19 protein-coding genes are annotated in these 14967 nt (G+C 33.2%); 2 read left to right on the top strand and 17 right to left on the bottom strand.

All coding sequences use genetic code 11. The annotated features are described in order from the left end of the window. The first annotated feature begins 53 nt into the window (after positions 1-53). Positions 54-1423 (top strand): IS3 family transposase gene (locus tag C1726_RS23180; protein ID WP_102271266.1). Its coding sequence is split into 2 segments (ribosomal slippage): positions 54-519 and positions 519-1423, totalling 1371 coding nucleotides; the frame shifts between segments, so codons are not numbered across the junction. Positions 1424-1651: 228 nt separating this feature from the next. On the opposite strand, the gene C1726_RS23175 is transcribed toward C1726_RS23180, so the two are convergent. The 7 genes from C1726_RS23175 to C1726_RS23145 form a co-directional block, all read right to left on the bottom strand. Next, a complete protein-coding gene (locus tag C1726_RS23175) occupies positions 1652-2506 on the bottom strand; it encodes a DUF2935 domain-containing protein (RefSeq protein ID WP_102275317.1) in 855 nt (284 codons plus the stop codon). A 398-nt stretch (positions 2507-2904) separates the two neighbouring features. Then, on the bottom strand, positions 2905-3993 hold the full coding sequence (locus C1726_RS23170) for a DUF4030 domain-containing protein (protein WP_102275316.1): 1089 nt from the start codon (positions 3991-3993) through the stop codon (positions 2905-2907). Next, on the bottom strand, positions 3977-4504 hold the full coding sequence (locus tag C1726_RS23165) for an RNA polymerase sigma factor (protein ID WP_102275315.1): 528 nt from the start codon (positions 4502-4504) through the stop codon (positions 3977-3979). Before C1726_RS23165 ends, C1726_RS23170 begins: the two co-directional genes overlap by 17 nt. Before the next feature lie 263 nt (positions 4505-4767). After that, entirely contained in the window at positions 4768-5127 is a 360-nt protein-coding gene (locus C1726_RS26680) for a hypothetical protein (RefSeq protein ID WP_235822830.1), read from the bottom strand. A gap of 91 nt (positions 5128-5218) precedes the next feature. After that, complete coding sequence (gene spoIIP, locus C1726_RS23155) at positions 5219-6124, bottom strand: stage II sporulation protein P (protein ID WP_102275314.1); 906 nt, start codon at positions 6122-6124, stop codon at positions 5219-5221. Further along, positions 6111-6650, bottom strand: a complete 540-nt coding sequence (locus C1726_RS23150; protein ID WP_102275313.1) for an RNA polymerase sigma factor — start codon at positions 6648-6650, stop codon at positions 6111-6113. The genes spoIIP and C1726_RS23150 overlap by 14 nt, the downstream gene beginning before the upstream one ends. Positions 6651-6997: 347 nt before the next feature. After that, entirely contained in the window at positions 6998-7816 is an 819-nt protein-coding gene (locus C1726_RS23145; protein WP_102275312.1) for an alpha/beta fold hydrolase, read from the bottom strand. Between the two features lie 653 nt (positions 7817-8469). Here C1726_RS23145 and C1726_RS23140 point away from each other — a divergent pair. Further along, positions 8470-9273 carry a nucleotidyltransferase gene (locus tag C1726_RS23140; RefSeq protein WP_102275311.1) on the top strand — a complete coding sequence of 268 codons (804 nt, stop codon included), beginning with the start codon at positions 8470-8472 and terminating at the stop codon, positions 9271-9273. 74 nt (positions 9274-9347) lie between these two features. Here C1726_RS23140 and C1726_RS23135 read toward each other — a convergent pair whose 3' ends face one another. The 10 genes from C1726_RS23135 to C1726_RS23090 all read right to left on the bottom strand — a co-directional run bounded on the left by C1726_RS23135 (position 9348) and on the right by C1726_RS23090 (position 14902). After that, positions 9348-9695 (bottom strand): short-chain dehydrogenase, encoded by a 348-nt coding sequence (locus C1726_RS23135; protein WP_102275310.1) that lies wholly within the window; start codon positions 9693-9695, stop codon positions 9348-9350. A gap of 79 nt (positions 9696-9774) precedes the next feature. Further along, positions 9775-10080, bottom strand: a complete 306-nt coding sequence (locus tag C1726_RS26370) for a hypothetical protein (protein WP_180968280.1) — start codon at positions 10078-10080, stop codon at positions 9775-9777. Positions 10081-10265: 185 nt separating this feature from the next. After that, entirely contained in the window at positions 10266-10802 is a 537-nt protein-coding gene (locus C1726_RS23125; RefSeq protein ID WP_235822882.1) for a DUF402 domain-containing protein, read from the bottom strand. Positions 10803-10955: 153 nt separating this feature from the next. Continuing rightward, positions 10956-11261, bottom strand: coding sequence for a hypothetical protein (locus tag C1726_RS23120; protein ID WP_102275308.1), 306 nt, complete (start codon positions 11259-11261; stop codon positions 10956-10958). Positions 11262-11403: 142 nt separating this feature from the next. Further along, positions 11404-12195 carry a DUF817 domain-containing protein gene (locus tag C1726_RS23115; protein WP_102275307.1) on the bottom strand — a complete coding sequence of 264 codons (792 nt, stop codon included), beginning with the start codon at positions 12193-12195 and terminating at the stop codon, positions 11404-11406. A 104-nt stretch (positions 12196-12299) separates the two neighbouring features. After that, positions 12300-12521 carry a helix-turn-helix domain-containing protein gene (locus C1726_RS23110; RefSeq protein WP_102275306.1) on the bottom strand — a complete coding sequence of 74 codons (222 nt, stop codon included), beginning with the start codon at positions 12519-12521 and terminating at the stop codon, positions 12300-12302. Positions 12522-12531: 10 nt separating this feature from the next. Then, on the bottom strand, positions 12532-13014 hold the full coding sequence (locus C1726_RS23105) for a DUF2975 domain-containing protein (RefSeq protein ID WP_102275305.1): 483 nt from the start codon (positions 13012-13014) through the stop codon (positions 12532-12534). A gap of 184 nt (positions 13015-13198) precedes the next feature. Continuing rightward, positions 13199-13507, bottom strand: a complete 309-nt coding sequence (locus tag C1726_RS23100; protein WP_102275304.1) for a hypothetical protein — start codon at positions 13505-13507, stop codon at positions 13199-13201. 157 nt (positions 13508-13664) lie between these two features. Further along, positions 13665-14138, bottom strand: coding sequence for an ABC transporter permease family protein (locus C1726_RS23095; RefSeq protein ID WP_102275907.1), 474 nt, complete (start codon positions 14136-14138; stop codon positions 13665-13667). 125 nt (positions 14139-14263) lie between these two features. After that, on the bottom strand, positions 14264-14902 hold the full coding sequence (locus C1726_RS23090; RefSeq protein ID WP_102275303.1) for an NAD(P)-dependent oxidoreductase: 639 nt from the start codon (positions 14900-14902) through the stop codon (positions 14264-14266). Positions 14903-14967 lie beyond the last annotated feature (65 nt).

Genomic DNA, 14967 nt, shown 5'->3' with positions numbered 1-14967 from the left:
TGAACTGCCCCATAAATGTTAGACATCAAACTAACATTTATGGGGGTTTTTTAATGGCTAAATTTACTGCAGAACAAAGGATTCTAATTGTTTCAAGGTATTTAAATGGGAATGAATCTATCAATGAGATTGCGCGGGAGGTTCAGGTAAAACCAACTATTTTGAGTGGATGGATTCGCCTATACGAACAACATGGCATTGAAGCTTTTCTAAAAAGCTATACAAGTTATTCAACTCAGTTTAAAATGGATGTACTAAATTATATGATCGAAACGGGTACATCTTCTATTGATACAGCTGCGATATTTAATATTTCTTCTCCTGGAATGATACGAAATTGGAGATTAAAGTTAAATCGAGATGGATTAGACGCCCTACAACCAAAGAAAAAGGGGCGACCATCTATGAAGAAAGAAACAAAGAAAATTGATTCAAAGAAAGAAACACCAAAACTAGTTGAAGATACGGTAGAAGTACTACAAGCGAAAATTGAGCGTTTAGAAATGGAGAATGCCTACTTAAAAAAGTTGAACGCTTTAGTTCAAATGCAGGAAAAATTACAAACAAAATCAAAGCGCAGGTAATTTTTGAACTAAAGCATATGTATGAAGTTGTAGATTTAGTTGAAGTCGCTGACATTCCACGTAGTACGTATTATTATTGGGAGAAAAAATTAAATCAACCTGATAAATATGCGAACGTAAAAGAAAGTATTAAAGAGATTTTTCATGAACATAAGGGTCGTTATGGACACCGTCGGATCACGAAAGAACTAGAGAAACGAGGGTTTAAACACGATAAAAAAACCATCAATCGTTTAATGAATGATATGGACTTACTATGCTTAGTCCGCATGAAAAAGTACCGTTCTTATAAAGGTAATGTGGGAAAAGTTGCTCCTAACATCCTAAACCGTGATTTTTCTGCAGAGAAAGTGAATCAAAAATGGGTAACCGATGTGACGGAATTCCACCTATTCGGTGAGAAACGTTACCTCTCTCCAGTACTTGATTTGTGTAATGGTGAAATCATTGCTTATAACGTCATGAAACGTCCTGTTTATAAATTGGTCGGAGAAATGTTAGTCCAAGCAATAGAACGTCTTCAGCCAGGAGAGCAAGTGATTCTTCATTCAGATCAAGGCTGGCATTATCAAATGAAACAATATCAAAAAACATTAGAACAGCACCAAATTACGCAGAGTATGTCTCGAAAGGGAAACTGTTTGGACAATGCAGTCATGGAAAACTTCTTTGGCTTATTAAAGTCCGAACTCCTTTATCTACAGGATTTTGACAGTATAGAGCATTTTGAAAAGGAATTAGCTGATTATATTCACTATTACAATCACAAACGAATGAAGGCAAAATTAAAAGACCTGAGTCCGGTGGAATACCGAACTCAAGTCTTAAAAGTTGCATAAAATTATTTGTCTAACTTTATTGGGTCAGATCAATCACAGAGATCCCTGCTTTTTTTCTTTTCCTTTTCTAATTTTGCAATCTGCCCCATAACTTCTACAAAAAAGTCATTCTCATTTATGAGAATAATCACTAATTTCCATTAAAATCTGATATTGTTTAATAGTATGTTTTCCTCCATTGCTAAAATGACAACTTTATACTAGAAATAGGATTTCTTATTTTCAGTTCTAATGTTCCGGTGCCCTCATCTTAGGTTTTCCCCCCGTAAGATGGACTTCAAACATATCAATGATTTCAAGAAATCTTTCAGCTTCACGGAAAACATGATCCGCAAGCAGCGGATGAATAATACTTTTTATTTTGCATTCTTCAATTAAGTCTCGTGCAGTTTTCTTAAAGTCACGAAGAGATACGACAGATATGCGGTTCTCATCAAGGAATTGATCTAAAAGGGGAACTGTCTGAGATTGTGGTCTCATCGAATCCAAGTCCCTCGCTTGAAATACTAATTGATCGAAATCATTGCTAAAGTTGCGTGCCATATCGACTAGCTTTCGTTCTGAAGGATCTAGAAGATGCCCAATAAACTTGGCATGATCAGCCATAATTCTTAGAAAGAAAACATTTTCTTTAATAATTGCATCTGCAAGTGGTTTCAGCTTTCCTTCGTTCAATTCAATTAATCGTTTTCTAAAATAATTCGCCTCACGACTAGTATGATCAACCAGCAGAGGAAAATTATTTGCACCTGGCAATTTACACGTAAGTATTAACCCTAATATTTTTCGTTTAAAAGCAAATATACCTGTGGCAGCTTGCTGAACTTTTGAATTAAACCTTTTTATTTGTTGTGGATCCGTTTGATTGGTAAATGCATGGGATCGTTGTTCAATTTGTTCAAACAATCGAAAATATTGATTAGCTTCCTCAATTAATTGTGTATCATCACATCGAAACCCTAATCTGAGAAATAAAGAATGTTCTTTCATGATTCTTGCCCAGAAACGAATTTCATCTAAAGACCGCGAAACGAACATTTCAGAACTAATAACCCTATTCAATTCTTGTGAGTTTGCATTCATCTAGATGTCACCCCTTACCCAAGATAAAAAACCACCACTAAAATTGTATTAGCATTTATCTATAAAAATACTGCGTTTGAAAACAATATTTTATTATTCATTTGGCAATGATAAGAAAGGATATTTATTTCTGACTACGAAAAAACTCCTGCCTAAATAAACGTAAAAAAAACGACTCTTCTAAACGAAGAATCGCAAATTCCCACCAAAAACATTCATCAGCATCTGCTCATAACGAAGCATGTAAATATCAGTTTGCCTAATTTCAACTGCACAAGTTTTCCCCCGCACATAAAGGCTTGTTCAATTAATCAGATTTTTTACCCAGAAAAAGGTTTGCCATAATCAATCTATATTTTTCCAAAGTAATGGAACAAACTTAGTTATTATTATCACATCTAATTTATTTTTTGTTTATCCTTGCCTCTTATGATAATTTTATATGGGTCCCCGCCAATCTTACTTTGAATCTCCTCAGATTTTAGGAATTCATTGATCGTCTCCTCTATGATGCGTACTCTTTCATCTGCGTCTTTATCGGAAGCATTTATTGATGTTTTTATAATAATTTGAAGAGGTGCTGGATGAAAGGAGTAAGCAAATCCAGTTACTTTATATTCCTTTTTTGCTGTTAATCCTTCAATAATCACCGGGAATATTTCATTCCACTTCGCTTCTTTTTCTTTTTGGGAAAGATTTATTTTATTTATCTTTATGGTGAATGAGTCAATATTTTTTGTCTTTAAACGATCATTGACGACTTGCTTTATTTCTTCTATCCTTTTTTCAGTATTAGGAATATCAATGTTGACTATCACTTTATCAGAGTTTGGGGCAGTATATGAATACCCGTGGGAAAGCACATTAAAATGCAATTCATTTAAATCATTATAACTTTCTTCTAATGCTTCTGATATGGCTTGATCCCGTTCTGAAATCGATGTATCTGGAACTCGATCCACCTGTTTCTCTACTTCTATTTTGTATCCGTCATATTCTTTTTCTTTCAATATATTTTTAGCAATTTCCTCCACTTCTTCTCGAACATCCTGAAAATATTGTTCAGATCCGTCAATGGTTATATACATATTTCTCGTATTTCCGCCTATTCCGGATATATGATAGCCTTTTTCCTCTAATTCCCTCCATATCGTCTGATTTAAAGGTTCTGAATGAAATATCTTATTTAAATACGGTATTTTTGCTGCGACCTCCGCGATAGCAGGGGAAATAAAGGCAGAACCGACAAATAACCCAAATACTATTAGCAGAGCAATGCCAGAATATGATAGACTCCAGATCAACCTGCTTTTTTTCTTACGAACTGTTAGAAAAAAGTTTCTGCTATCCCCTTTGGACTCCAATGAATCAATATCAGTGATAATACGGTTTTTCAATTCTTGTTTTCGTTTTGTATTCCACTTTAAATCGGAATTTAATTTCTTTAAAGAATCATCAAAATCAGTCTCTTCAACTTGTCTTTTCATCCCAATACCCCTCCTTTATTAATTGTTTTTTTAGTGCCGGAATGGCTCTGAAAAGCATTGATTTCACTTTACTCTCCGACCAGCCTAATATCTTTGATGTATCTTCTATCGAAAAACCCTTAATCTTCCTTAATATGATTACTTTTCTATATGTATCTTTAAGTTCTCCTATTGCTTTATAAAGTTCATTTGATTCCTCTTTTATTTGAATGATCTCTTCAGGCAATGGGTTATTGTCCTTATGAGAAAGAAATTTTTCTTTAAAGAATATGCTAGTCTTTTGCCTTCTTAAAAAATCTACTGTTACGTTATGTGCAATGCTAAATAGCCATGTTTTTTCACTAGAGTGATGTTTAAAAGTATCATAAAATAAATACGCTTTAACAAAAGTTTCATGAGTTAAATCTTCTGCCTGCTGATAATCCTTAACCATCAATAAAATAAAACTTACTATTGATTTGCTATGCTGATCATACCAATTCGTTATTTCCTTTTTTCTAAACTCAGACAAAATTCAACCCTCCTTTTCTTGAATGGTCACTGCTTAGACGTAAATGCTAAATAAAAGTTGTGTTTTTGCATCTCTTTTTTTAAAAGATGGTTTTTTTGAATGATTTCATTGCTTCCATAAGAAAAGCGATCCTTCGTTATTGAAGCATCGCAGCACTTTTGATTCCAATTCATAGAGGCATATATAGTTTGTTTTGTATACAAAGAGGCATCCTTTAAAAACCCTTGAACAAATGCTAATCAATTATTGCCCTCGATTTTCTATTAATCCATATTAAATAAATTTGAAATGATTTCTGCACTTCCTGGCGAAAACATAAAAATTGAGAAAGAAATACATACTAAACCTACAATTACAAAACCCATTTTTTTAATTAACAATGATGATTTTTTCATAAAAAAACCTTTAATTACGAAGAAAATCCCTAAGAATAAAATTAAGAAATACCAAAATCCCATCACTTCACCTCTTTTAATGATCTTAATAATGGTTCCCTGCACATGAGATTCAATATACTGACGATTTTTTCTATGAAAAGTTTCATATCGTTCATTAATGATTAGCAGAATAAAAAACAAAAAACTTTCTTTATCGGAATAGTTAAGGACAAGGCTTATATCCACCTGGTACCACCTTATTTCGCTATAATTCCCACTATTTACCTAGGAAAGGCTCTCCTCTTATACTGCCACAATGATAACGATTGCAAGGGATTTATTTTTCCGCCTTAAGTATTTCCGCAATCACTTTTGCTAACACATCTACTGTTCTATATTCTTCTTCCAAAGTATTTTCCACTCCACCTATATTCAATAATATTGATCCACTTATTAAATCCTGATTGTAGGTACTTTGGTTTCCTGGATTTGATATAACTATAACGCCATTTGATAAACCTGGGTATTTTTCTTCCATTTTATTATGAAGGCTTTCTGCAAACTTGAAATTATCTTCGTAATACATATTTGATCTAGATACAACCAAAGTAAATGTTGCAAAATCTTTTCCTTTGTTCTTGAAAGTAGTATCATTTCTCGTTTGTGCATCTCTGTGTATATCAAATACCATTTTAATGCTTTTATTTGTTTCTAAAATATCCGTAAGAAATTCCCTTGAGACTGAATAGGAGTTTGAAAAAGATAAGCCCCTCTTCCTCAAACTACCCATAACATCTCTGGTTTCATGTATTGTATCAATATTATTTTTCATTAAAGACTGACTAAATCTTTCTCCCACTTGTGTAATATTCTTAGATGGATGGTAAGCCTTATTTGGATCTGTTGTTTGAGTTTCTGAAAAAAATGATTCTTGATCATGCGAATGATATATATAGATTAATGGTTCCTGGCTGCTAACTGAAGGTTTTGAATGGTTCTCGCCCAATGAAACTAGCTTGTTATAGATTCGCTCCCCTCCACTAAAAGGTAAGATCAATAAAACTGCTGTCATACAAACAAGGAACGCGCTTGCAGTAATGAACAACAATTTAGGATTTCTTTTTCTTGTCATTTGTTCCGCTGCATTTCTAAGATGTAGTTCTGTTTTTGAGATAAAATCAGCTTTGGGATTCATTGGATAGGTTTCTTTAATTATGCTAAATAGCTCTTTATCCGTTTGCATTTCCGATTACCTCCCCGGGATCAATATTTAGCTTGTTTTTAAGAATTTTTAATGCCCGATGATAATCTACTTTAACTTTAGATTCACTGCATTGGAGAATGTCCGCAGTTTCTTTTATCGTCAATTCATTCACACCTCGCAGAATTACGACGGCCCGATAATCTGGTTTTAATTTTGAGATTGCTGCGTGAACGATTATCTTCACTTCATTTCGCTCCATTAAATCATCAGGCTCCATTTCAGAAGAGGGCAACTGTTTAAAAAAACCTTCCTTGAAGATGGAACTAAATCTCTTCTTCCGGTAATGATCAATTGCAGTATGTTTCGCAATCGAAAATATCCATGTCTTTAAACTTCCAGTATTAAAATTAGAAAGATTATTTAATACACGAACAAACACTTCTTGAGTTAAGTCCTCCGCATCATTTTGATTCCCAGTAAAGCAAATAAGAAATCGATATACATCTAAATAATGCCAGCGATAAATTTCAATAATGCGGTCTTCTAGGTTCTCGATATTAGGCAAAAGCTTCCCCCCTCAATTAAGTACTCGTTAATTAATCGTTTGAGGTCATCAAAAGGTTACATGAATTTTTAATATTTAAATAGTTTTGGAGATTCCCCTTTTATAAATACCGGCTTTAATTGGCAGCTCTTGTGTGAGAAAATCAAACGATTATTAAATGTGGGTTTTTCCAAGCAGGAGAAAACTATCAAGTTTGTAGCAATTTTTGAAGGAGTTGGTATAACGCAGGGAGAGAAAAGGATCTATTATTCTTTTTCTTCTTTAGTATGTATTGCTTCTATGCTTCCTCAATCAAGTTAGGTTGAGGAAGCATTTTTAGTCACAAAATGGATGGAACAGATTTAAAATTAGTCAACGGAATATTCAATTCTATCCAGCCATTCATCTACTAAAGTGTTAAATAGCTGTGGCTGTTCAATTTGTAAATTATGACCTGCATGATCTAAGACAGTAAATGTTCCCCTTGGATATTTATCAATCAACTTTAGTGCATCTTTATATCCAACAGAAGAGTCTTGTCTCCCTAGAAGGAATACACTAGGTTTATTAAAATTGAATTGATCAATCTCAAAAGAGAATCCATATTTATCCTTCACATTATTTAATAACTTTTCATCGGCAATCTTACAGCCACTTACAATTTCTCGATTATATCTTAACCAAGTGTACTCATCAAGCACAACATTATTGCTTCTGAAGTCTTCTAATTCTTCCGTTGATAATTTTGCTAGGAATTTTTCATCTGTTTTCAATATTTTATGTTCCTCTGCTGTTCGATCTTCTGCGAGAGGAATAATAACTGGACAAATAAATGCAGCACCAAGTATCTGTTCCTGCTGTTTTTGAATAATTCCCCTAGCAATATAACCTCCATAAGATTCTCCTGCAATTAGGTACTCTTGTCCTGGAATTATCGTCTGAATAAATTCTAATACAGCTGTTAACATTTCATCAGAACTACCAATTTCGTTATAATTTTTGGTTAAACCCATACCTGGAAGATCAATATATATTCTGCGCCATCCAGTTCTCTTTTTAAACACTGGTTCCATACATCCACTCATTAATCGATGATCAGGAGAAAAACCATGAATCATAATTATTGGTTTACCTTCACCTATATCTTCATAGTAAATTTCAGCTTGTGTAACTTTACAATATGCCAACTTTTGTCCTTCTTTCTTTAGTTATTTATTACATATGTAATTAGCTATTCTCTTCTCCTATTAATAAATCCTTCTATAATTTAACTCTAGGACTTCCAGATCGAATAAGTTACTTCGGGTACATGTATCAAAACTCTTGAGGTAATTAATACATGTTAAGGTAATTAAATTGGACTTCGGACTCGTTTCGGATTTTTTCGCTTGAGCTTGTCCGAACTTGCACTGACTTCGGACTCGATCAAGCTATTTTCCCTTGAGCTTGTCCGAACTTACACTAACTTCGGACTCGTTTGAGCTTTTTTCTCTTGATCCTGTCCGAACTTGCACTAACTTCGGGCTCAATCGGGAGTATTACTCTTAATCCAATCTGTTTTGCAATATCACAGACTTTCTTCTTATGTCTCGCAATAAATCAGTTCCTTATAAATTTGTTGGAGTAGGTGCATGAATTCCAGAATAGTTAATCTAATATTCCTCCATATTACAGGCTCAAATATTATGACATAACAATCATTCATAACAATAACTGAGAATTATGATATACTGATTGTAATTTCAGATGGAAGGAGCATTACACATGTGCTGCTCATGCTGTCCAGTAATTGATAATAACCTTATCTAAACAGAAAAAATATAGATAAGGAGTTCTAAGTATGCTTATTCAAAAGAAAATTATTAATAACGTTAAAGACAAGTGTATTCAAGATCATTCAGTCTCAGCTTGTATGATGTACGGATCTTTCACCAAAGGTGAAGGGGATCAATATTCAGATGTTGAGTTTTATATTTTTATTGCTGATGATTTAATAAATAGTTTCAACTCTAGACATTGGATTTCTGAAGTAAGCCCTGTTGATTTGATATTTTTCAACGAATATGGGACAGAAGTAGCGATATTTTCGAGTTTGATCCGCGGAGAATTCCATTTTCTTCCTGAAGCAGAAATGGAAATAATAAAGAGCTTCAAACCTACTGGTGTTTTTCCAGATACGGATTCTATGTATTTATATGATTCTACAGAACGGTTAAAGCCTATGCTTGAAGGATTAAGTGGAGATGGTCCAGATCGAATGACGGATGGAAACGTAAATTTCGCTTTCAATAATTTTGTCAATGCTTGGTTAATGGGTGTAAACGTGATGAAAAGAGGAGAGCTTGCACGGTCTCTAGAGATACTAACACACGTTCAAAAGTATGTATTACAATTAATAAGAATACAGGAACAGAGCGTTGAACGATGGTTAAACAGTACAAAAAATTTAGAGGCAGATATAAGCACCGAATCTTATTATGACTATGTTTCATTCACCTCTAAACTAGAAAAAAATAATTTAAGCTTGGCTTACATGAATGCTTTAGAAAAAATTGAGGAATTGTATAATACTTTAAATAACCTATACGTGATTGATATAGACAGGAAGTTTCTTAGAAAACTATTCAGCTATTTCAATAAATAACTTGTAAAGAAAAAGTACAGTGCTAAAAAGCAGTGTACTTTTTCTTTATAGTTACTCTTGTAAACCATACATAATTAAACGCCAAAATGTATCATATATTTCTTTCCCTCTGTTGCCTGAATGATTTTTGAAGCTAATTCTTGTAGTTCTGAAGATTTCTTAAAGGATCTTGAAGATGCAACTACATTATAAAATAATGTTAATGACTCAAGTGGAATGATTGTGATTCCCCAATAGGCTAAACCAAATTCTGGACGTTTAAATGAATGAAAGTACGTTTTCATGATAGCTAATTGTTCACTTAAACTATTGATTATATCATCATCAACTGATATGCAATTATATTCGTATGGAGTATAGTCATTGTAGCTTTTCATACTATCGAAATCATCAATGATCCCAAATTCATGTACACAAGGCATGTCCTAATCCTCTCTATTAAAGTTATTCATAATATTGTAATTAGAAAATTATTATTCTAACTGCAAATTTATAATTTATTTATTCATCTTCCTCAAACGTGTATATTTTAAGTGCTCCTAGTATAAACATTAAGAAAAATACCACGATCGATAATCTAAGTATGTGAAATTTTGAAATAAAACTGATTATAATGATAGGCAATCCAACCATAGCTGTCATTGAAGAAAATTTTGTATAACGGATGGCTGCTTTTGAGATTTCTGGTTCTTCCGTATACATCCACCTCTTTCCAGCTAATAAACTATCTTCAGGGTAATAATAGCTCCAGAGAAATAAACCATATAATGGAATCATAAAAATAACTGCTAGAATAGTTTCAGCCATTCCATTCCCCTCCTGAGAAATCAGTTGTACCAAGCAAAGGCATTCATTATATTTACGTTTTCCCCATCAAAAGGATTCAAATAATTTCCTTTCATCGAAAAATAACTTTACATATAAAACCTTTTTAATATTCAACATTTCACTTAAGTTACTTACAATTTTACTGAAACGAGTTAATCTTATGTCTAATCCGTTTTCAGCCAAGGAAGTAATCCTTCATGATTATAATTTTTTTCAGCTTCTGAAATTATTAGAGGAAGAAGACTATCAATGGATTCCGTTAGTGAGTAAAGAGCTTTTCTGACAAAACCATTCTCAAATTTGTCCAATGACTCAGGTAACTCATCCTCATCTAAAATATAGTAATCTCCATTAGGAAGAACCAATATATCAATAATTAAATCCTTAAAGGATACAAACTGATCTGTCATTTCCGTGTGTTTTACAATATTAAAATAACAACCTAAAAGCTGGCCATTACTATCTCTCCAGATGTATAAATTATAAGGACGATCTTTCCAGTAATAGGCAATCGTGTAACTGCCTCTAGGAATGGTTAATTTTGTTTGGCTAGCGATCATTGTAAACGAATCTTGTATAATATGGAAAAGCACAATTTTTTGATTTTGTGATTGTAAAAGCCGACAACTATATTCTACTAATGTGGAATCGTACCGTATCTTTCTTTCAATTATTGTATCGCCAACTTGAACATTTCCGATGCTTCTATTTACCACTGCCCAAATTTCTCCTTCCATCTATGTACTTTCACAACAATTATCACCGGGGATAAATTTTTATCCCCTTACAGTTCCAATTTACTCGTTCAAGGTATCATTAACATACACTCTTTCAAATTCTTTCCATAAAAATAATTATATATTGAGCGTCCTTATTTTATAAATGGTTTGACCCTCTTTATTTATTTTTTCTGTGCAGACATCAACTATCAAATGGTTAAAATCAGCCCATTGAGGAAAATGGGAAATTAGATAATTAATTACTTTTTCATCAGGAGTTGCATACCCTACATTATTTTCTTTACTTATATAAGCTGCAAAATCCGAATATAAAGATTCGGTCCATTCCTTAGCTTCAAACTCTGTATCAAATATTTGATTATCTGCTTTATTACTTCCGTTTATCCATTTAAACTTCTCCACCTTTTGGTGAACTTTCATGTATCAGTTCCTCCATAATTATCTACAATTTCTGCAAGTCAATCATGGATTCCTTCTTTTTTTCCTTTCACCGGATGGATCTTAAACTATAAAAGTCGGATCCTTATTATAGTAAGGATCCGACTTTTATATATCAGGTATATTATAAAGATTGACTAGCCTCTATCTTAGTGGTATTTTTCCCTTTAACTTGCTTTAATGTCGCAACTATAAGAAAGCTAACAATTACTAATAAGAGCCATGAACTCACTTTACCTAGATGGACGAGACTCCATGCCTCAGTTTGGTTTGGATATTTCCAAGCTCCAAAATACGTTGCGATATTTTCTGCTATCCATATAAAAAATCCGATTAGCACAAAGGAAAGTGCAAGTGGCATACGGTAACGAGTTCCATTAACCTCATAAATGACCCACGATTGCCAAAAGACGATAATGACAAGTCCAGATAACCACCAACGTACATCAATCCAATAGTGGTGAGTGAAGAAATTTAAATAAATGGCTGCTGCAAGTGGGACAACGATCAAGAGCGGAGGCCACTTAATCAGCTCAACCTTCAGCCTCCTCCACGCCTGGCAAAGATAACTTGCTACACTAGCATACATGAATCCGCTATACAATGGTACGCCAAATAATTTGAAATAACCTTCCTCTGGATAAGACCAGGAGCCCATGTGCACCTTGAATAGTTCAAGAGCAAGTCCGATAATGTGGAATAATGTGATTACCTTTAGTTCATCTCTTGTTTCAAGCCCGGATCTTACCATCCACCACTGCATCAAAAGACAGATAATAAGGAGCCAGTCGTACCTAGGCAGAAAGGGGAGCGGCACAATTTGTGTAAAAGCTAAAGAGGCAAAAATAACAACAGGAAATAAACAGGATAAAGCTTGCTCCCAGCCAAAATGCACAAGTTGCTTTATAGCTCTCATAATTTTTGCCTCCAAAGATTTTTTTTAGAACTATCTATTTCCTGCATACAATAGCACATAGGTCCACCGCCAAAATATTTTCATCTTTAAATAATCCTACTTTATTAATCCAGTCCTTCTTCATCATTTCGATATTCTAAAATATCCCCTGGCTGACATTCTAAAGCCTTACAAATCGCCTCTAAAGTTGTTAATCTGATTGCTTTTGCCTTTCCATTTTTCAATATAGAAAGGTTAGCCATTGTTATTCCAACCTCTTGCGAAAGTTCAGTTACACTCATTTTTCTCTTAGCCAGCATCACATCAATATTGATTATAATTGCCATTGTTTTCACCTCAGACCGTTAAGTCATTTTCTGATTTTATATCAATCGCTTCTTGTAAAAGCTTTTGAAGAACAGCTGCAAATACTGCGATAACCAGCGAAGCAAAAGGAACAACTAATCCGACAAAAATGACACCTGGTGCATCGTCTATCTCCGCAAAGACATAGAAAAGAGGCAAGACTAGTACATGCAAACTACTGATTGTAATTGCACAATATTTGATTTTCTTTAAAGCCATTACAGAAATTTGCGAGAAGGCTTTATTTTTGTCAATATATCGTAAAAGTTTGAATGCCTGATACAAAGCAAAGTAAAAAGGTATTGCAGATGCATAGAAAATGATGAAAACGAGATATTTTATATAAGACATATCTGGAAGCAATTTTGCCGCAATATTCCCTAACTCTGGCACCAAAAAGATGCACAAAGCAAGAATCGGAATTCCGATAAGAATAAGAGCGATCTTTAAGAAGAGTGTTGACACTTGTTTCATAAAAAGCACCTCACTGAATTATTTTCAAAATTGATTTTAACAGATGATTTATCGATTTACAATAAATAATTATCATTTTTAATTATATCCTTATCGTTATAAAATTTTAGGTCCTATTTTTAGACAAAAATAAAAAGCATTCTTTATGATCAAAAAATGCTCATTTCACCTTGAATTTGACAATCTATTTTATCTTTCGATATACAACTATAGTAATTGCATTTAATATGACGGTAACGATTAGAAGAAAGGCTGAGACAAACGCCATAGTACCAGATATATCCATAAGAGCGGACCAATCCTCAATAATAACTAGATGATTAGCATAGAAAACCTGGAAACAAAGTGAAATAGCACATGCACTGATACTCAAAATAGAAAGTGCGGACCAATTTCTTTGGTTGTCCTTTTTATATCGCGTAAGATTAATAATAGGTAATATCCATGCAAGAAGTCCAAGCACAAGACTGCCAAGATTAAGCATGCTGCTCATATTTAATCCCCCTATGTATTTTTTCATAAATTTTAGACAACCCTGCTTAATTATTACAAAGTATCATTCATTTTATATAAGATTGCACCATTAAAATTAATAGATAGTTATTTTTTTGGAATGACTTCTGTGCAATTACAAAAAGAAAATAATAAGCTTATTTGCATTTTTTTAGAAATCCTATGAAAGCATAGATTATTAGACGTGCTAATGGTGTTGTGATCGGAAGCAGAAAGAATGCATAAGTTGTTCCCCAAACTAAAGTATCTTCCACATTAACACCTGTAAACCCGCCATCTATATTTGTTCTAAGACTTCCCCCTCTTACAATATACTCCCCAAATATTGCCCCAATTGTTCCGCTGTATAATGTGATAAATAATGCGGACAGTAAGCTTAAAACCCAAAGTTTTTTGTTCGTAATGTTTTCTTTTTTTGTGAAATAATATCCTAACATTACAAAGGTTATTACAAAGGGAAAAATTGTTGCGTAATAAATCCATCTTTCACCAAATAAAGATGTAAAACCACCTGCTAAACCTTGGACAGCCTGCATAAACATAAATGAAATACAAAACGATAAAACAATGCCAAAAATAGTTCCAAGAGTAATTCCTTTAATTAATTTCATTAACAATGCCTCTACCCCCTGCTTTTTTCTGTAAAATTCTTCTGCTTGAGGTTTTGTTTATATTGCTTGAATATTAAAAAATCAAAAATGCAATACCCTTACTAAAATGGAGATGCCCTATAATATTAATTAGAAATAAACGGTGCTTTATGTACATACCTTAAATTTCTAATTTGATTAATGATGAAAGTAGCTATATCACTATTAGTAATTTTTGTACCCGGCATATCAGTTAGATTTTCTTTTACTAATCCTATTTCCTTGCTTTCAACTATAAATGGGAGCCTAATTAAAGTCCATTGAATGAATTTTTTATTGTTAAGAATATGCCATTCTTTCTTTTTATCTGCCATCATATTTGAAAAAAATAACTCAAACATCTTTGCCCCGACTCTATTAATAATACTCTTTCTATCCCCGTCAATCGTTAGTGAACCACCTGTAACACCAATATAACGGTCAATTTGAAAATCTTCCATTATCTCAAGTATATTTTCAGTAACACTGCTATAAATAGGCTGTTCTTTAAGTGGCTGACCAAATGTATTAATAACTATTTGACAATCCTTTATTAGTATTCTAATAGTCTCTGTATTTCGTATATCCCCTTCCACTATTTCAATCCTATCGTCTCTTAAAGTTAATCTTTCTGGATTTCTCACCAGCATACGAACTTGATACCCATTCTCTATGGCTCTAGAAACAATATGACGTCCTACCTTCCCTGTACCCCCGATTATTGCTATCTTATAAGAATTATCCAAAATATACCTCCAAATTAACATATTAATATGTTTACGGATGAATTTCCTTTTAGATTCAAATACTC

This window comes from Cytobacillus massiliigabonensis (assembly GCF_900199725.1).
GTDB lineage: Bacteria > Bacillota > Bacilli > Bacillales > Cytobacillaceae > Cytobacillus > Cytobacillus massiliigabonensis.
Note: the sequence above shows the minus strand (reverse complement) of the source record. Positions and strands in the feature narration are given on the sequence as shown.

Bases quoted from the DNA above. Each gene is read 5' to 3' on its own strand.
- C1726_RS23175 (WP_102275317.1), bottom strand. From the start codon at position 2,506: ATGAATGCAAACTCACAAGAATTGAATAGGGTTATTAGTTCTGAAATG.
- C1726_RS23170 (WP_102275316.1), bottom strand. From the start codon at position 3,993: ATGAAAAGACAAGTTGAAGAGACTGATTTTGATGATTCTTTAAAGAAA.
- spoIIP (WP_102275314.1), bottom strand. From the start codon at position 6,124: ATGCAAACGGATAAAGAGCTATTTAGCATAATTAAAGAAACCTATCCA.
- C1726_RS23140 (WP_102275311.1), top strand. From the start codon at position 8,470: ATGCTTATTCAAAAGAAAATTATTAATAACGTTAAAGACAAGTGTATT.
- C1726_RS23135 (WP_102275310.1), bottom strand. From the start codon at position 9,695: ATGCCTTGTGTACATGAATTTGGGATCATTGATGATTTCGATAGTATG.
- C1726_RS26370 (WP_180968280.1), bottom strand. From the start codon at position 10,080: ATGGCTGAAACTATTCTAGCAGTTATTTTTATGATTCCATTATATGGT.
- C1726_RS23120 (WP_102275308.1), bottom strand. From the start codon at position 11,261: ATGAAAGTTCACCAAAAGGTGGAGAAGTTTAAATGGATAAACGGAAGT.
- C1726_RS23115 (WP_102275307.1), bottom strand. From the start codon at position 12,195: ATGAGAGCTATAAAGCAACTTGTGCATTTTGGCTGGGAGCAAGCTTTA.
- C1726_RS23110 (WP_102275306.1), bottom strand. From the start codon at position 12,521: ATGGCAATTATAATCAATATTGATGTGATGCTGGCTAAGAGAAAAATG.
- C1726_RS23105 (WP_102275305.1), bottom strand. From the start codon at position 13,014: ATGAAACAAGTGTCAACACTCTTCTTAAAGATCGCTCTTATTCTTATC.
- C1726_RS23100 (WP_102275304.1), bottom strand. From the start codon at position 13,507: ATGAGCAGCATGCTTAATCTTGGCAGTCTTGTGCTTGGACTTCTTGCA.
- C1726_RS23095 (WP_102275907.1), bottom strand. From the start codon at position 14,138: ATGAAATTAATTAAAGGAATTACTCTTGGAACTATTTTTGGCATTGTT.